Annotated in this window: 15 protein-coding genes; 13 read left to right on the top strand and 2 right to left on the bottom strand. The window is 72.6% G+C overall.

Annotated elements, in window-relative coordinates; all coding sequences use genetic code 11:
- The first annotated feature begins 82 nt into the window (after nucleotides 1-82).
- Nucleotides 83-1516 (top strand): RsmB/NOP family class I SAM-dependent RNA methyltransferase, encoded by a 1434-nt coding sequence (locus tag IO36_RS18165; RefSeq protein ID WP_037621116.1) that lies wholly within the window; start codon nucleotides 83-85, stop codon nucleotides 1514-1516.
- A gap of 214 nt (nucleotides 1517-1730) precedes the next feature.
- On the opposite strand, the gene IO36_RS18160 is transcribed toward IO36_RS18165, so the two are convergent.
- Nucleotides 1731-4073, bottom strand: coding sequence for an MMPL family transporter (locus tag IO36_RS18160; RefSeq protein ID WP_245173334.1), 2343 nt, complete (start codon nucleotides 4071-4073; stop codon nucleotides 1731-1733).
- A 134-nt stretch (nucleotides 4074-4207) separates the two neighbouring features.
- Here IO36_RS18160 and rpe point away from each other — a divergent pair, with 134 nt between their 5' ends.
- From rpe to IO36_RS18125, 7 genes are all read left to right on the top strand, one after another.
- A complete protein-coding gene (gene rpe / locus IO36_RS18155) occupies nucleotides 4208-4894 on the top strand; it encodes a ribulose-phosphate 3-epimerase (RefSeq protein ID WP_037621115.1) in 687 nt (228 codons plus the stop codon).
- A gap of 77 nt (nucleotides 4895-4971) precedes the next feature.
- Nucleotides 4972-6015, top strand: a complete 1044-nt coding sequence (locus tag IO36_RS18150) for a sugar-binding transcriptional regulator (protein ID WP_037621113.1) — start codon at nucleotides 4972-4974, stop codon at nucleotides 6013-6015.
- A gap of 52 nt (nucleotides 6016-6067) precedes the next feature.
- Nucleotides 6068-6514, top strand: a complete 447-nt coding sequence (locus tag IO36_RS18145) for a guanyl-specific ribonuclease (protein WP_037621112.1) — start codon at nucleotides 6068-6070, stop codon at nucleotides 6512-6514.
- Nucleotides 6511-6888: a barstar family protein gene (locus IO36_RS18140; protein ID WP_037621111.1), complete on the top strand. Its 378-nt coding sequence runs from the start codon at nucleotides 6511-6513 to the stop codon at nucleotides 6886-6888. The genes IO36_RS18145 and IO36_RS18140 overlap by 4 nt, the downstream gene beginning before the upstream one ends.
- A gap of 107 nt (nucleotides 6889-6995) precedes the next feature.
- On the top strand, nucleotides 6996-8438 hold the full coding sequence (locus IO36_RS18135) for a GuaB1 family IMP dehydrogenase-related protein (protein WP_037621231.1): 1443 nt from the start codon (nucleotides 6996-6998) through the stop codon (nucleotides 8436-8438).
- 331 nt (nucleotides 8439-8769) lie between these two features.
- Nucleotides 8770-10254: an amino acid permease gene (locus tag IO36_RS18130; RefSeq protein WP_037621110.1), complete on the top strand. Its 1485-nt coding sequence runs from the start codon at nucleotides 8770-8772 to the stop codon at nucleotides 10252-10254.
- Between the two features lie 30 nt (nucleotides 10255-10284).
- Nucleotides 10285-10737 carry an Lrp/AsnC family transcriptional regulator gene (locus IO36_RS18125; protein ID WP_037621108.1) on the top strand — a complete coding sequence of 151 codons (453 nt, stop codon included), beginning with the start codon at nucleotides 10285-10287 and terminating at the stop codon, nucleotides 10735-10737.
- Between the two features lie 148 nt (nucleotides 10738-10885).
- On the opposite strand, the gene IO36_RS18120 is transcribed toward IO36_RS18125, so the two are convergent.
- On the bottom strand, nucleotides 10886-11626 hold the full coding sequence (locus tag IO36_RS18120) for a GntR family transcriptional regulator (RefSeq protein WP_037621106.1): 741 nt from the start codon (nucleotides 11624-11626) through the stop codon (nucleotides 10886-10888).
- Between the two features lie 211 nt (nucleotides 11627-11837).
- Between IO36_RS18120 and IO36_RS18115 the strand changes: the two genes are divergently transcribed.
- The 5 genes from IO36_RS18115 to IO36_RS18095 all read left to right on the top strand — a co-directional run bounded on the left by IO36_RS18115 (nucleotide 11838) and on the right by IO36_RS18095 (nucleotide 17446).
- A complete protein-coding gene (locus tag IO36_RS18115) occupies nucleotides 11838-12995 on the top strand; it encodes an ABC transporter substrate-binding protein (protein ID WP_037621105.1) in 1158 nt (385 codons plus the stop codon).
- A complete protein-coding gene (locus tag IO36_RS18110; RefSeq protein WP_037621104.1) occupies nucleotides 12992-13900 on the top strand; it encodes an ABC transporter permease in 909 nt (302 codons plus the stop codon). The genes IO36_RS18115 and IO36_RS18110 overlap by 4 nt, the downstream gene beginning before the upstream one ends.
- A complete protein-coding gene (locus IO36_RS18105; RefSeq protein ID WP_037621103.1) occupies nucleotides 13888-14706 on the top strand; it encodes an ABC transporter permease in 819 nt (272 codons plus the stop codon). The genes IO36_RS18110 and IO36_RS18105 overlap by 13 nt, the downstream gene beginning before the upstream one ends.
- Before the next feature lie 2 nt (nucleotides 14707-14708).
- Nucleotides 14709-15773, top strand: coding sequence for an ABC transporter ATP-binding protein (locus IO36_RS18100; protein WP_037621102.1), 1065 nt, complete (start codon nucleotides 14709-14711; stop codon nucleotides 15771-15773).
- Between the two features lie 179 nt (nucleotides 15774-15952).
- Complete coding sequence (locus IO36_RS18095; protein ID WP_425535540.1) at nucleotides 15953-17446, top strand: HAD-IA family hydrolase; 1494 nt, start codon at nucleotides 15953-15955, stop codon at nucleotides 17444-17446.
- Nucleotides 17447-17547 lie beyond the last annotated feature (101 nt).

Here is a 17547-nt window from a genome sequence, read left to right as displayed (position 1 = left end):
GTCCCGCGGGGGCGTCTGCCTCGGGCCCCCGCGGCGTACGCTGATAAGCGCATCTTTTTCCTGGATCCGGAGCACCTTTTTCGTGAGTGAGCAGCCCCGTCGGCCGCAGAAGCCCGGCAAGCCCTACCGCCGCCCCCAGAAGGACCCGGTCCGCATGCTCGCCTTCGAGGCGCTGCGGGCCGTGGACGAGCGGGACGCGTACGCGAACCTCGTCCTGCCGCCGCTGCTGCGCAAGGCGCGGGCCAAGGGCGACTTCGACGCACGGGACGCGGCGCTGGCCACCGAGCTGGTGTACGGCACGCTGCGCCGCCAGGGGACGTACGACGCCGTCATCTCGGCCTGTGTCGACCGGCCGCTGCGCGAGGTCGACCCGCCGGTCCTCGACGTGCTCAGCCTCGGCGTCCACCAGCTGCTCGGCACCCGTATCCCGACGCACGCGGCCGTCTCCGCCTCGGTCGAGCTGGCCCGCGTGGTGCTCGGCGACGGGCGGGCCAAGTTCGTGAACGCCGTGCTGCGCAAGGTGGCGCGGCAGGACCTCGACGCCTGGCTGGAACAGGTCGCCCCGCCCTACGACGAGGACGCCGAGGACCACCTCGCCGTCGTGCACTCGCACCCGCGCTGGGTCGTCTCCGCGCTGTGGGACTCCCTCGGCGGCGGCCGGGCCGGCATCGAGGACCTGCTGGAGGCCGACAACGAACGGCCCGAGGTCACCCTCGTCGCCCGGCCGGGACGTTCCACCGCCGAGGAACTCCTCGACTCCCTGGACGAGGACTCGGCGCTTCCCGGGCGCTGGTCCCCGTACGCCGTGCGGCTCACCGAGGGCGGCGAGCCGGGTGCCGTGGCGGCCGTGCGCGAGGGCCGTGCGGGCGTGCAGGACGAGGGCAGCCAGCTGGTGGCGATCGCCCTGGCGAACGCCCCGCTCGACGGACCCGACCGGCTCTGGCTGGACGGCTGCGCCGGACCGGGCGGCAAGGCCGCCATGCTGGCCGGTCTCGCCGCCCAGCGGGGAGCGCGACTGCTCGCCTCCGAGAAGCAGCCGCACCGCGCGGGGCTGGTCGCCAAGGCACTTGCCGGGAACCCCGGCCCCTACCAGGTCATCGCCGCCGACGGCACCCGCCCGCCGTGGCGGCCCGGCACCTTCGACCGGGTACTCATGGACGTCCCGTGCACGGGCCTGGGCGCCCTGCGCCGCCGTCCCGAGGCCCGCTGGCGCCGCCGCCCCGAGGACCTCGACGGCTTCGGGCCGCTCCAGCGGGGCCTGCTGCGCACGGCGCTGGCGTCGGTGCGCGTGGGCGGTGTCGTCGGCTACGCGACCTGCTCGCCGCACCTCGCCGAGACCCGTGCCGTCGTCGACGACGTCCTCAAGCACTTCGAGGACGGCTCCGCCGAACTGCTCGACGCGCGCCCGCTGCTGTCCGGCGTGCCCGCGCTGGGCGACGGCCCCGACGTCCAGCTCTGGCCCCATCTGCACGGAACCGACGCGATGTACCTGGCCCTGATCCGCCGGACCGGCTGACCCGACCGCGGGCCGCGGCGGCCAAGCACCGGGCCGCGGGCTGCCATGCACCGGGCCGCGCGCTGCCGGGGCACCAGGGCGCGGGCAGCAGGGCTGCCGGGCCACCGGGCCGCGAGAACCACCGGGCCGGCGGGGCTCCACGGCGCGGGCCACACAGCTGCCGGCGCTCCGAGCCCCACGCCACCGGGCTGTCGGGCTCCGGTGCTCCAGGGCGTCAGTCCGGCGGCCGGGGCGGCTTCGTGGAGCCTCCGGGACCCCCGGCGCCGTCCACGTCCCCGTCGGCCCCTGGGCCAGGGTTGCCGCCCGTCGCCCCGGGATTTCCGGCGTTCCCCGGTCCGGCCGGGTCCCGGGCGTCCGCGCCGTCCGGGGTCTCCGCGGAGCCCTCGTACGGGCTCCGCGCGCCCGCGGACACCCCGGCCGGTTCGCCCGGGCCGGTGGCGGCCCGGGCGCCGCCGTCCTCGTGCGCGAGCCGGTTCGGCCACCACACCTTCGGGCCGACGTCGAGGAACAGCGAGGTGACCAGCACCGAGCGCACCACGAAGGTGTCCAGCAGGACGCCGAGGGCGACCGCGAAGCCGATCTCCGCGAAGCCCACGATCGGCAGGGTGCCGAGGGCCGCGAACGTGCCCGCGAGGACCAGTCCGGCCGAGGTGATCACCGCGCCGGTGGTGGCGAGCCCCGTCACCACCCCCTTGCGGGTGCCGTGCAGCGCGGCCTCCTCCCGGATGCGGGTGGTCAGGAAGATGTTGTAGTCGATGCCGAGCGCCACCAGGAACACGAAGACGAACAGCGGGAAGGCCACGTCCTCGCCGGCGTAGTCGAAGACGTGCCGGAAGGCGAGCGCGCTCACGCCGAGGGCCGTCGCCAGCGACAGCACGACAGTCCCGATCAGCAGCAGCGGCGCGATCAGCGCGCGCAGCAGGAGGCTCAGGACCAGCAGGACCACCACGAGGACGAGTGGGATGACCAGGTAGTTGTCGTGGGCCTGGGCGTTCTCCATGTCCAGCAGGACCGCGGCACCGCCGCCCACCTTCGCGTCGGCCCCCGGTACGGAGTGCACCGCGTCCCGGACGCGCTCCACGGTGTCCTTCGCCGCCGCGCTGTCCGAGGGGGCGCGGGTCGTCGCCTCGAACAGCACCCTGCCGTCGTGCACGGGCGCCGTGCCCGGAGGCACGCCGATGCTCGCGGGCACCACGCCCGGGTCCGCCGCCACGGTCCGGCCGACCTCCCTGGCCTGCGCCGTGTTCGACACGATGACCAGCGGATCCCCGTCGCCCGCCGGGAAGTACTGCGCCGACACCTCCTGGCCGACGACCGAGTCCGGTCTCCCGGTGAACTGGTCGGCGTTGGGGATGCCCGCGGCCCGCAGCTGGATCAGGCCCAGGGAGAGCACCCCGAGCGCCAGCGCGGTGCCGACCCAGAACGTCCGGGGCCGGCGGGCGATCCGCGCGCCCATGTGCGCCCAGACGCCGCTCCTGGTCGGATCGGCCGAGCCGAGGTGCGGGACGGCCGGCCAGAAGATCCAGCGGCCGAAGACGAGCAGCAGGGCCGGGAACAGCGTGAGCATGGCGATCAGACCGACGGCCACGCCGATGGCCGCGACCGGGCCGAGGCCCCGCGTCGAGTTCATCTCGGCGACCAGCAGCACCAGCATGCTCAGGACGACCGTCGCGCCCGAGGCCAGGATGGCGGGACCGGCCCGGTTCATGGCGAGTTTCATCGCCTCGTGCCGGTCCTCGTGACGGCGCAGCTCCTCTCGGTAACGGGCGACGAGCAGGAGGGCGTAGTCGGTCCCCGCGCCGAACACCAGCACGGTGAGAATGCCCGCGCTCTGGCCGTTGACGGTCAGACCGGCGTGCTTCGCCAGCAGATAGATCAGCGCCTGGGCCGTGAACAGCGCGACGACCACGCCGAGCAGGGGCACGAACAGCAGGATCGGGCTCCGGAAGGTGATCAGGAGCATGACGATGACGACGGCCATCGCGGCGTAGAGCAGCGTCGAGTCGATGCCCTCGAAGGCCTTGGAGGAGTCGGCGGCCGTTCCGCCGGGGCCGGTGATGTGCACAGAGAGCCCGTCGCCGCCCTTGCCCACCTGGTCACGGATGGAGGAGACGGCCGGAGCGATCCGCTGCCAGCCGGAGGCATCCATGGTGATGGGGACGTAGATCTGGGCCGCGCGCGGGTCCGGCTGCCGGTCGAACACCGGGCCCCGGGTCTCCTCGCCGCGGATGCCGTGCTCCCGCAGGGTCCTCAGCTGCCGGACGTCCTCGGCGATCTGCCGCCGGTCCTGCACGGTCAGGCCGTCCGGGCGGGCGTAGACGACGACCGCGGGGATCTGCTCGGGCCTGAACCCGTTCGAGATGTCGAGGACCTGGGTGGATTCCGCCGAGCCCGGCAGCCAGGACTGGGCGTCGTTGTCCTGGGCGTCGGTGAGCTTGGCCCCGAGCGGCGCCACGAACAGGAGCACCAGCAGCCACAGGGCGAGAACCAGCCACTTGGACCGCCGTCCGCAGACGACTCCGATGGCCCCGTGCTTCCAGACGTCGAGCCGCTTCATGCCCACCCCCGGGACCGGACGCAGTGCCGTCGAGCCGTCCAGAATGGCACGACGGGACGTCCCGGGGCAGGCGCGGGACGATCCAGGTCCGGACCGGGGCGGGCAACGGGCCCGGGGCATGGCAGTCTTGGGGCATGGCCGCGCAGATCAACCCCAGCATCCTGTCCGCCGACTTCGCCCGTCTTGCCGAGGAGGCAAGGGCGGTGGAGGGCGCGGACTGGCTCCATGTCGACGTCATGGACAACCATTTCGTACCGAACCTCACCCTCGGGGTGCCGGTCGTAGAGTCTTTGGCCCGTGCGACGGGCACTCCGCTGGACTGCCATCTGATGATCGAGGACGCCGATCGGTGGGCGCCCCAGTACGTGGAAGCCGGTGCCGGCTCCGTCACCTTCCATGTGGAGGCGGCCGCCGCGCCCGTCCGGCTCGCCCGCGAGATCCGGGCCAAGGGTGCCCGTGCCTCGATGGCGCTCAAGCCGGCGACCCCCATCGAGCCGTACGAGGATCTGCTGCCCGAACTCGACATGCTGCTGATCATGACCGTCGAGCCCGGATTCGGGGGTCAGGCTTTTCTTGACATCATGCTCCCCAAGATCCGCCGCACGCGCGAGTTGATCAGCAAGCACGGCCTGGAACTGTGGCTCCAGGTCGACGGCGGGGTCTCGGCCTCGACCATCGAGCGCTGCGCGGAGGCGGGCGCCGACGTGTTCGTCGCCGGTTCGGCGGTGTACGGGGCGGCGGACCCCGCCCAGGCGGTACGTGCACTGCGCACGCAGGCCGAGGGGGCGACGGCCCGTGCGTCCTGGGCGTGCGACCACTGAGCCAAGGGAACGTGAACGCCGTCCATCAGGGCGGATCAAGTGCGCCGGATCTGCAAGGATGACGGCGAATCCAGAGTGTGAACAGCAGTGAGGAGATGGCCGTGTCGGGTATGTCGGCGGGCCGGTCAGCCATGCGGATGGGACCCGCTGAGCTGGTCCAGGCGGCGGCCATGGCCCGCCGCTTCTACCTCGAGGGCAAGTCCAAGATCCAGATCGCCGAGGAGTTCGGCGTCAGCCGCTTCAAGGTGGCCCGGGTCCTGGAGACCGCCCTCGAGCGGGATCTCGTCAGGATCGAGATCCGCGTCCCCGCCGAGCTCGACGCGGAGCGCTCGGACGCGCTGCGGGCCCGCTACGGACTGCGGCACGCCGTCGTCGTCGAGTCCCCGGCGGAGGCCGAGGAGTCGCCCGACCCGGAGAACCTCGGCGAGGTGGCCGCCGACCTGCTCGGCGAGCTCGTCAACGAGGGCGACGTGCTCGGCCTCGCCTGGGGCCGTTCCACGATCCACATGGCGGCTGCCCTGGACCGGCTCCCGCCGTGCACCGTGGTGCAGCTGACCGGTGTGTACGACGCCGGGACCGCCGAACGCGGCTCCGTGGAGGCCGTCCGGCGCGCCGCGCAGGTGTCGGGCGGCGACGCCCACCCCATCTACGCGCCGATGCTGCTGCCCGACGCGGCCACCGCGGCGGCGCTGCGCCACCAGACGGGGATCGCCCGCGCCTTCGAGTACTTCGACAAGGTGACGGTCGCCTGCGTCTCCATCGGCTCCTGGGAGCCCGGCATCTCCACGGTGCACGACATGCTCAGCGACGAGGAGCGCGCGCACTACGCGTCGCTCGGTGTCGCCGCCGAGATGTCCGCGCACCTCTTCGACGCCGAGGGCCGCCGCGTCGGGCGCGACCTCGGCGAGCGCTGCATCACCGTCGAGGCCGACCGGCTGCGCCGGATTCCCGAGGTCGTCGCCATAGCGGGCGGGCACCGCAAGGCGGCCGCCATCGACGCGGTGCTGCGCTCCGGGCTCGTCACCAGCCTGGTGACGGACACCTCGGCCGCCGACGCGCTGATGACGGCGGGCCCCCCGCCGCGTCCGGCGCTGAACCGGGCGGACCCGGACGGGCCCTGAGGGCCGCGGCCAGAGCGCGCCGCGAGGGGACGGCCGTGGCAGCATCGACGTCATGCTGCTGCGGCCGTCCCCTCGCGCGTTCCCGGGCCGCCTGTGCGCCGGACTGCTGGTCGCTCTGACGCTGCTCCTGGCGGGCTGCTCGCCGGCGGACACGGCCTCCTCCGGCGACTCCCCGGCCTCCGGCGCGAGCCGGGTCACCGCGGCCCCGTCCTGGGCCGGCGGGCTGCCGGCCGTCCGCGCCGCCGCACTGCCCGCCGAGGCGCGGGCGACCCTCGCCCTCATCGACCGGGGCGGGCCCTACCCGTACGCCAAGGACGGCGCCGTCTTCGGCAACTTCGAGCGCGAGCTGCCCCGGCACACCCGGGGCTACTACCACGAGTACACGGTGCGGACCCCGGGCGAGCACGACCGCGGGGCCCGGCGCATCGTCACCGGGCGGGGCGGGGAGATCTTCTACACCGACGACCACTACAACTCGTTCAAGGCGGTGCTGAGATGACGCACGGTCCGCTCGCGGCGGTGTGCCGTTCGGCCGGGTGGCAGGTCACCGAGCTCGACCTCTCCGGGGTGCTCGACAAGGGCGCCTTCATGGCGCGCTGCGTCCGCGACCTCGACCTGCCGGACTGGTTCGGGCGGAACTGGGACGCGCTCGCCGACGTGCTCGGCGACCCCGACTGGGGACCGGCCAGTCCGGGCAGACTCGTCGTGGTGACCGGCTGGCGGCCCTACGCGCGGACCCGGCCCGAGGAGTGGGAGACGGCCCAGGAGGTCCTGGAGTCGGCCTCCGGGCACTACGAGCAGTTCGACGCGGCGCTCTCGGTCGTCCTCTCCCTTGGAGGATCCGACCAACTGCCCCCTGACCAGCCTGGATGATCCGCCCGGGGACCGCGTACGGGACGGCATGGGACAATGAAGTACGTGCTCTTCCCCCTGGCTGACCTGTCCGGGGGCCACCTCTGATCGACTGGGATGTGCAGCACGTGCGTTTCCTCAACGACATCCAGCCCCCGTACGACCTGACGTACGACGACGTCTTCATGGTGCCCAGCCGCTCGGCCGTGGGCTCGCGTCAGGGAGTGGACCTCTCCTCCCCCGACGGCACCGGCACCACCATCCCCCTCGTGGTCGCCAACATGACGGCGATCGCGGGCCGCCGGATGGCCGAGACCGTCGCCCGTCGCGGTGGCCTTGTCGTCATCCCGCAGGACATTCCGATCGAGGTCATCACCGAGGTCGTCGGCTGGGTCAAGGGCCGCCATCTGGTGCTCGACACCCCGATCGTCCTCGCGCCCCACCAGACCGTCGCCGACGCGCTGGCGCTGCTGCCCAAGCGCGCGCACAACGCGGGCGTCGTCGTCGACGAGGACGGCCGTCCCGTCGGCGTGGTCACCGACACCGACCTGTCCGGCGTCGACCGCTTCACCCAGCTCTCCGAGGTCATGTCCAGGGACCTGCTGCTCCTGGACGCCGGCATCGAGCCCCGTGAGGCCTTCAACCGGCTCGACGCCGCCAACCGCCGCTACGCCCCCGCCGTGGACGCGGACGGCAAGCTGGCGGGCATCCTCACCCGCAGGGGCGCCCTGCGCGCCACGCTGTACACGCCGGCCACCGACGCGAAGGGCCGGCTGCGTGTCGCCGCCGCCGTCGGCATCAACGGCGACGTGGCGGGCAAGGCCAAGCAGCTGCTGGACGCGGGCGTCGACACGCTCGTCATCGACACGGCCCACGGCCACCAGGAGTCGATGATCAGCGCCGTCCGGACCGTGCGCGCGCTGGACCCGCAGGTGCCGATCGTGGCCGGCAACATCGTCGCCGCCGAGGGCGTCAAGGACCTGATCGACGCGGGCGCCGACATCATCAAGGTCGGTGTCGGCCCGGGCGCCATGTGCACCACCCGCATGATGACCGGCGTCGGCCGGCCGCAGTTCTCCGCGGTCCTGGAGTGCGCGGCCGAGGCGAAGAAGTACGGCAAGCACGTGTGGGCCGACGGCGGTGTCCGTCACCCCCGCGATGTCGCCATGGCGCTGGCCGCCGGCGCCTCCAACGTCATGATCGGCTCGTGGTTCGCCGGTACGTACGAGTCCCCGGGCGACCTCCAGCAGGACGCCAACGGGCGTCTGTACAAGGAGTCGTTCGGCATGGCCTCCGCTCGGGCCGTCAAGAACCGCACCAGCGAGGAGTCCGCGTACGACCGGGCCCGCAAGGCGCTGTTCGAGGAGGGCATCTCCACCTCGCGCATGTTCCTCGACCCGGCCCGTCCGGGCGTCGAGGACCTGATCGACTCGATCATCGCGGGCGTCCGCTCCTCCTGCACCTACGCGGGCGCCGACTCCCTGGAGGAGTTCGCCGAGAAGGCGATCGTCGGCATCCAGAGCGCGGCCGGCTATGCCGAGGGCAAGCCCCTGCACGCCAGTTGGAGCTGATCCGAGGACCGTTCCCGTACGGCCCCCGCCCCCCTCTCCGGGAGCGGGGGCCGTACGCGTGCGGGGCCGTCCCCGGAGGCTCCTCGGCCGCCCGGAGGTCACCTCGCGCAACCATCGAAAAGCCCCGCGCAACGATCTCGCGCCGGGATGCGATGAACGCAACGATCTTGCGGAGATGCGCAAGGTTGCTGCATTACGCCCGTGAAGCCCGAACTCATAGGGTCGGGCGCTGTACACAGGCGTGGCGGGGACCCCGCTCGGCGGGTCCCGGCTGTCAGGGGTGCCGCCGGTCCCCGTCCTCTTCGACCGGCAGCGATGAAGGAGCCAGCGCGTGCTCGACCAAGGCGCACCCCCGCAGTCCCCACCCACCACCGCCGCGGCCTCCCCGGGCCTCGGCGCGCGCCTCATGCGCCGCAAGCCGGTGGAACGCCTGGTGCAGGAGGGCGGACACGGTGAGGGAGGCTCGCTGCGGCGCTCCCTCGGCCTGTGGCAGCTCACCATGATCAGCATCGGTGCCACGCTCGGCACCGGCATCTTCGTCGTCCTCGGCGAGGCCGTCCCCAAGGCCGGACCCGCGGTCACCCTGTCGTTCGTCATCGCCGGTCTGACGGCGCTGTTCTCGGCCCTCTCCTACGCGGAGCTGGCCGGCACCATCCCGGTCGCCGGCTCCTCGTACTCGTACGCGTACGCAACGATGGGCGAGCTGATCGCCTGGATCTGCGGCTGGTGCCTGGTCCTGGAGTACGGCGTCTCCGTCGCGGCCGTCGCGGTCGGCTGGGGCGAGTACCTGAACGAACTGCTCGACGGCACCATCGGCGTCACCATCCCGGACGCGCTCTCCGCGCCGCCCGGTGACGGGGGCATCTTCAACCTGCCCGCGCTGATCGTCGTCCTGCTCGCGATGGCGTTCCTGCTCGGCGGAGCCCGCGAGTCGGCGCGCGCCAACACCATCATGGTGGCCGTGAAGATCGCCGCGCTGGTGCTGTTCTGCGCGATCGGGGTCCAGGGTCTGCGCTCCGGCAACTACGAGCACTTCATGCCGCTCGGCATGGCGGGTGTCAGCGCGGCCGGCGCCACCCTGTTCTTCTCCTACATCGGCTTCGACGCCGCCTCCACCGCCGGCGAGGAGGCCAAGGACCCGCAGCGCGACCTGCCGCGCGCGATCATGCTCTCGCTGGTCATCGTGACCGCGCTGTACGTCCTCGTCGCGGCCGTCGCCGTCGGTGCGAAGCCGTGGCGGCAGTTCGGCGACTCGGAGGCCGCGCTCGCCGAGATCATGAAGGACGTCACCGGGCAGACCTTCTGGGGCACGCTGCTCGCGGCCTGCGCCGTCATCGCCATCGCCAGCGTCGTGCTGACCGTCCTCTACGGCCAGACCCGCATCCTGTTCGCGATGGCCCGCGACGGCCTGGTGCCCAAGGTGTTCGCCCGGGTCCACCCGAAGACCGGCACGCCCCGCGCCAACACGGTCATCGTCTCGCTGTTCTGCGGTGTCCTCGCCGCCGCGATCCCGCTCGGCCAGCTCGCCGACGCCACCAGCATCGGCACGCTGTTCGCCTTCGCGCTGGTCAACGTGGCCGTCGTGGTGCTGCGCCGGACGCGCCCGGCCATGCGCCGCACGTTCCGGGTTCCGTTCGCCCCGGTGATGCCCGCGATCGGCTTCCTGCTGTGCCTGTGGATGATGGCCTCCCTGTCCGCCGTCACCTGGGTGGTCTTCGGAGTCTGGATGGCCGTCGGGCTCGTGTTCTACTTCAGTTACGGCTACCGCCGGTCCCGGATGGCGAACGCGGAACCCGCCGTCGCCGAGCAACCGTAGAACTCCTCCCAGAAAAGTGAACCGCCCGCAGTGCTGAACGATCTCGACGAACGCATCGTGCACGCCCTCGCCGAGGACGCCCGCCGCTCCTACGCGGACATCGGGCAACTGGTCGGCCTGTCCGCGCCCGCCGTGAAGCGGAGGGTCGACCGGCTGCGGGCCACCGGCGCCATCACCGGGTTCACCGTCCGGGTGGACCCGGCGGCGCTCGGCTGGGAGACGGAGGGGTTCGTCGAGATCTACTGCCGCCGCAACACCTCGCCGGAGACCATCCAGCGGGGGCTGGAGCGGTACCAGGAAGTCGTGGCCGCCTCCACCGTCACCGGGGAGGCGGACGCGGTGGTGCAGGTGTTCGCCTCGGACATGCGGCACTTCGAGCGGGTGCTGGAGCGGATCGCGGGGGAGTCGTTCGTCGAGCGGACGAAGTCCGTTCTGGTGCTCTCGCCCCTCCTGCGGAGGTTTTCGTCGGGGTCGCCGACCTAGTCGGTGTCCCCGGAGGGGTGGGGCGCCCGACCGGGGCGCGGATTTCCCGCCGCGGGCGGGCGCGGGTGTTTTGCCGGCTGGGCGCGCAGTTCCCCGCGCCCCTGAGGGGCGCTCCCGTGACCGTTGATCGGACAGCCGGCGGTGAGGGTTACTCGGCCGTCTTTCTGGCCAGGGCGTTGTTGCCGATCGAGTTGTGGACGCTGAAGCTCACCGCGTCGGAGCGGTAGCGGTCGTCGGACCACTCCACCGGGCGGCCCTCGCGGGTGGTGGTGACGCGGCGGACGCGCAGCAGGGGGCTCGTGCGGCGGACGCCGAGCAGGTCGGCGTCCTGGGCGCCCGCCGCGACCGCGTCGATGACATGCTCGCCGTACGCGAAGACCAGGCCCGTGTCCTCGAACAGGCGCTGGGTGACCGAGGGGCATCCGGGCTCGATCGCCTCGACGGCGGGGGAGATCCAGCCCGCGTACACCGTGCGCTCCAGCAGCACCGGCTCGCCGTCCAGGCCGCGTACCCGCAGCACGTGCAACACCGGTGTCGTCTCGGCGAGTTGGAGGCGGACGGCGTCCTCGGCCGTCGCCGGGCGGTACTCCTGGGACACCACGTGCCCCGTCGCCTCCCGCCCCATCGCCCGCGCCCACTGGGCGAAGCTGCGCAGTTCGGCGAAGCTCTGGCTGCGACGGCCGGCGAGGACCACCCGCCGGGCGCCCTGGCGGGACCCGATGAGCCCCTCGGCGGTGAGGGCCGCGACGGCCTGGCGGACCGTGCCGCGCGAGACGCCGTACTGGGCCGCGAGGTCGGTCTCCGCCGGCAGCAGACTGCCCACGGTGTACTCCTCGCGGTCGATCGCCCGCCGCAGCTCCTCGGCGATCTCCTCGTGTCGCGCCGTCATTCTTCCCCTCTGGTCAGCCCGCTGTGCACAGCCTGATCAGCCTAATCGACGGCGGGCGGTGATCGGGGACGGTCATGATTGTGCAGGGAACAGGGGGTTGAGGTTCCCTCGGTGTTCACCCGAAGGACACCATCGGCGGGCCTACTGGGGCCAACTTGTTCAGACAAGTTCTCCGTACCACCCCACCCTCGTGCGTCACCCTGGAGAGACCGTGACCGTGTTCCTGCCGAGGACCGCCCTCCTCACCGGCGGCCTCGCCGTCGCCGCAGCGCTCACCCTGAGCGCCTGCGGCGCCGCTCCCGACGACAAGGCGACCACCGCCGACGGCAAGAGCGCGGCCACCGCGACCTCCGCCGCGGACTTCGGCGGTCTCGACGGCCTCGTCAAGGCCGCGAAGAAGGAGGGCACGCTGCACGCGATCGCCCTTCCCCGCGACTGGGCCAACTACGGTGCCCTGATCGACGGATTCACCAAGAAGTACGGCATCAAGATCCAGGTCGAGAGCCCCGACGGCTCCAGCCAGGACGAGATCAACGCCGTCACCTCCCGCAAGGGCCAGGACCGTGCCCCCGACGTCCTCGACCTCGGCAGCTCCTTCGCGCTGAGCGCCGCCCAGCAGGGGCTGCTCGCCCCGTACAAGGTGGCCTCCTTCGGCGACCTGCCCGAGGGCCAGAAGGACGCCGCGGGCCGCTGGTTCAACGACTACGGCGGCTACATCTCCATCGGCTGCGACGCCAAGCGCGTCAAGCAGTGCCCGACGACCTTCAAGGACCTGCTCAAGCCGCAGTACAAGGGCCAGGTCGCGCTCAACGGCAACCCCACCAAGTCCGGTTCGGCGTTCGGCGGCGTCTACGCGGCCGCGCTCGCGAACGGCGGCTCCTTCGACGACATCCAGCCCGGCCTCGACTTCTTCGCGAAGCTGAAGAAGAACGGCAACTACACGCCCGTCGAGTCGACCCCGGCCACCGTCGAGAAGGGCGAGACGCCCATCAGCATCGACTGGGACTACCTGAACGCCGGCTACGCCGACGAGTTCAGGTCCAAGGGCGTCGACTGGAAGGTCGCCGTGCCGGGCGACGGCCAGTTCTCCCAGTACTACTCCCAGGCCGTCAACAAGGACGCCCCGCACCCCGCGGCCGCCCGTCTGTGGCAGGAGTACCTCTACAGCGCCGAGGGCCAGAACCTCTGGCTCAAGGGATACGCCCGCCCGGCCCTCATGACCGCGATGGACAAGGCCGGCACCCTCGACAAGACCGCCGCCGCCAAGCTCCCTGCGGTCTCGGGCACCCCGAGCTTCCCGACCGAGGCCCAGCAGAGCAAGGCCAAGACCGTGCTCGCCCAGGGCTGGGGCAAGGCCGTCTCCGGATGACGACCACCTTCACGAAGGCCCCGGCCGACGTGGCGCCCGCCGCTGCCCCACGGCAGCGGCGGCGCCGCCGCACCGGTGGCCCGCTCGCCGTCCTCCCGCTGCTCGTCTTCGTCGCGATCGCCTTCGGGCTGCCCGCCCTCGCCATGCTCGACGGAGCCTTCACCGTCAAGGACCAGGCCACCGGCGCCAGTTCGTACACCACGGCCAATCTGACCGGCTCGTTCCAGGGCGCCTATCTGACCGCGCTGACCGGCAGCGTCAAGCTGTCCGCCGTCTCCGCCGGCCTCGCCACCCTCCTCGGACTGCCGCTCGCCCAGGCCGTGGTGACCTCCCGGTCCCGGGCGCTGCGCGAGGCCGTGCTCACCGCGTCCGGGGTCCTCGCCAACTTCGGCGGCGTCCCGCTCGCCTTCGCCTTCGTCGCCACCCTCGGCAACTCCGGCGTCCTGACGCGGCACCTGAGCCTGACCGAACACGGCTGGGACCTCTACAGCTTCTGGGGCCTGGTCGTCGTCTACCTGTACTTCCTGATCCCGCTCATGGTCCTCACCATCACCCCCGCCCTCGACGGCCTGCGCTCCCAGTGGCGCGAGGCGGCCCGGAACAACGGCGCGACCACCGTCCAGTACTGGCGGCACGTGGCCCTGCCCGTCCTCGCGCCCTCGCTCCTCGGTGGATTCGTGCTCCTCTTCGGCAGCGCCTTCGCCGCCTACGCCACGGCCGCCGCCATGGTCGGCAGCGCGGTGCCGCTCGTCACGCTGCAGATCGCCGACGCCATCTCCGGCAACGTCCTGGTCGGCCAGGAGAACGTGGCCCTCGCCCTCAGCCTCGACATGGTCCTCATCGCGGGCCTTGTGATGGCCGTCTACCTGCCCCTGCAACGACGGAGCGCGCGATGGCTCGCCTGAACCTCTGGCGCTGGGCGGCCCTCGCCCTCGCCGCGCTGTACTTCCTGGTGCCCATGGCCGCGTCCGTGGTGTTCACGGTCGACGTACCGGGACAGGGCGTCACCCTCGACGCCTACCGCCGGATCCTGTCCGCCGACGGCTTCGTCCCCAGCCTGCTGCTCTCGCTCGAACTCGCCGCCGCCACCATCGTCGTGGTGCTGCTCCTGATGGTGCCCGCCACGGTCGCGCTGCGGCTCGGCTCGCCCCGGCTGCGGCCGGTCGTCGAGGTCGTGTGCTCCCTGCCGCTCGTCGTCCCGCCGATCGCGTTCGTCGCCGGCATCGCCACCGTCCTGAAGTGGGGGCCCGAACACTTCTCGCGCACCCCGCTGTTCCAGACCTTCGTGGCGATCCAGGACCCGGACTTCCCGGTCGTCCTCGTCCTCGCCTACGTCGTGATGGCCCTGCCCTTCGTGTACCGGGCCCTGGACGCGGGACTGCGCGCGGTCGACGTGCGCACCCTCGTCGAGGCGGCCCGCAGCTGCGGCGCGAGCCTGCCGCGGGCACTCGTGGGCGCCGTGCTGCCCAACCTGCGCGGCGCGCTGCTCAACGCCTCCTTCCTCACCCTCGCCCTGGTGCTCGGCGAGTTCACGGTCGCCAGCCTGCTCGGCTACGAGCCGTTCGCCGTGTGGATCTACGCCGTCGGCGGCTCGCAGGCCCAGATGTCCGTCGCCGTCTCCGTGCTCAGTCTGTTCCTCACCTGGGCACTGCTCCTCGCGCTCGCCGTGCTCGGCGGCCGCTCCCGTACCGCTTCCGCCTCCCGGGGATGAACATGACGACCCTCGCCACCGCCGCCACGGCCGCCACCGTCGAATTCCGCTCTCTCAGGCGGGCGTTCGGAACGACCGTCGCCCTCGACGGTCTGGACCTCACCGTCCGGCCCGGTGAACTCCTCGCCCTGCTCGGCCCGTCCGGCTGCGGCAAGACCACCGCGCTGCGCATGCTCGCCGGCTTCGAACACCCCGACTCCGGTGAGGTGCTGGTCGACGGCGAGGACATCACCCGGGTTCCGGCGCACCGCCGCGACGCCGGGATGGTCTTCCAGTCCTACAGCCTCTTCCCGCATCTGAGCGCCCTGGACAACGTGGCCTTCGGGCTGCGGATGCGCAAGGTGGGCACGGCCGAACGGCGCACCCGCGCGGGCGAGTTGCTCGACCTCGTCGGCCTCGGGGACAAGGGCGGGCGCTTCCCGCACCAGCTCTCCGGCGGCCAGCAGCAGCGGGTCGCCCTGGCCCGCGCGCTCGCCCTGCGGCCCCGTGTCCTGCTCCTCGACGAACCGCTGTCCGCACTCGACGCGAAGGTTCGCCTGTCGCTGCGCGAGGAGATCAGGCGGCTCCAGCTCGAACTCGGCATCACGACGGTGTTCGTGACCCACGACCAGGAGGAGGCGCTGTCCATGGCGGACCGGGTCGCGGTGATGCGGGCCGGACGGCTCGAACAGTGCGCGGAGCCCGCCGAGTTGTACGGGCGGCCCGCCACCGCCTTCGTCGCCGAGTTCGTCGGCACGATGAACCGGATCCCGGGGACGCTCGACGGTGACACGGTCTCCGTCCTCGGACAGCGGCTTCCGGTGGACGGGGAGGCGCCCGGTCCCGGGGCGGTGGACGTGCTGGTGCGGCCGGAGGCGGTGCGGGTGAGCGCCGACGAGGAGGGTGACGGGCGGGTCGGGGCGACCGCGTTCCTCGGCGCGGCCACCCGGGTCACTGTGCGGCTCGCCGACGGCGCCGAGATCAAGGCCGACCTGCCGACGCACGAGGCGGGTGCGCTCGTTTCGGGGGCGAGGGTGAGCGTCAGCCTTCCGGATCGGCCTGTGCTTGTTGCCGCCCGGCCGAGCTGAAGTCTGTTCGCCCCCTCCGCCCCTGCCCGTCCCACCCCGGGGCTCCGCCCCGGACCCCGCTCCTCAAACGCCGGAGGGGCTGATTCTTTCCTCCGCATCCCGAGAGCCGGGCTCGATCCCCCCACCCAAGAACCCCCCACCCGAGAATCCCCCAACCAAGCCCCCCACCCGAGAAAGAGATCCCCGTGACCCACCGCACCACCGTTCGGCCCGTTCTCCAAGCCGTTCTGTTCGACATGGACGGCACGCTCGTGGACACCGAGCGGCTGTGGTGGGAGGCGGTGGAGGCGGTGGCCGACGAGCTCGGGCACGTGCTGACGGGGGCCGATCAGCCGCACGTCCTCGGACGGCCCGTCGAGTACACCGCCGGCTGGCTGGCCGACGTCACCGGCGCACCGGGGGAGGAGACCGCCGCCGAACTGCACCGGCGGTTCGCGGACCGGGTCCGTACGGGCGTCGTGCCCCGCCCCGGCGCCAGGGAACTGCTCCGCGCGCTCGCCCGCGAACGCGTCCCCACCGCCCTGGTGACCGCCTCCCCGCGCACGGTCGCGGACACCGTCCTGGAGGCGCTCGGCGCCGAGCACTTCGCCGTCTCGGTCACCGCCGACGACACCGGGCGCACCAAGCCCGCCCCCGACCCCTACCTCGCCGCCTGCCGCGCCCTCGGCGTCGACCCGGCCGCCTGCGTGGCCGTCGAGGACACCCAGACCGGCGTCACCTCGGCCGAGTCGGCGGGCTGCGCCGTCCTCGCGGTGCCCTCGCTCGCGCCGATCGCCCCCGCGGCCGGCCGCACCGTGCTGGGCAGTCTGGAGGAGGTCTCCCCGGCCCGGCTGCGGGCCATGGTCGCCCCGGGCGAACTGCGGGTGATGAGCTGGAACCTCTGGTACGGCGGGACCAAGGTCGAGGGGTACCGCGAGAAGCAGCTCGCGGCCATCACCGGGTCCGGGGCGGACGTGGTCGGCCTCCAGGAGACGTACGGGAACGCGGCGCGCGAACTGGCGGACGCCCTCGGCTGGTACCACCACCGGGCGGGCGACAACCTCGGCGTCATCAGCCGCCACCCGATCACCGCCGCGCTCGGCGACCCGGACGTGGGCTTCTACGGCGGGACCGGCGTCCGGATCGAACTGGACGGCGGGCAGCGGGTGGACGTGTGGAGCGTCCACCTCGACTGCGCGCCCTACGGCCCGTACGAGGCACGCTTCGACGGTCTCCCGGCGGCGGAACTGATCGCGCACGAGAGCGGCCGGCTGGAGCGGATGCGGGAGATCCTCGGGTGGATCGCCGCCACCCGCGAGGAGTCCGTCCCGGTCGTCCTGACCGGTGACTTCAACGTGCCCTCGCACCTGGACTGGCCGGACGTCGACTGGCCGGTGACGCGGGCCGCGGAGGAGGCGGGACTGCGCGACTCCTACCGGGAGGCCCACCCGGACCCGGAGCGGGAGCCCGGGCACACCTGGTCACCCGTGCACGCCGAGCACGAGGACGGCAGCGGGCGGCCGGAACCGCGGGACCGGATCGACTTCGTCCTGCACCGGGGCCTGACCGTCCTCGACTCCCGCACCCTGGTCGCCGGGACCCCGCGGCTCTGGCCGGACGTCGCGGGCAACGCCTGGCCCTCCGACCACGCCGCGGTCGTCACCGTCTTCGCCCTCCCGCAGGGGGACCGATGATCGGGACCGTGCCGTGACGTGGCATTTTGTTGAACGATGAGTCAGCCCGGGCCATTGCGGTCCGGGCGGCCCATCCACTACTTTGAGCCGCGATCGCTACC

The sequence above is a fragment of the Streptomyces aureus genome (assembly GCF_000725495.1).
GTDB lineage: Bacteria > Actinomycetota > Actinomycetes > Streptomycetales > Streptomycetaceae > Streptomyces > Streptomyces aureus_B.
Note: the sequence above shows the minus strand (reverse complement) of the source record. Positions and strands in the feature narration are given on the sequence as shown.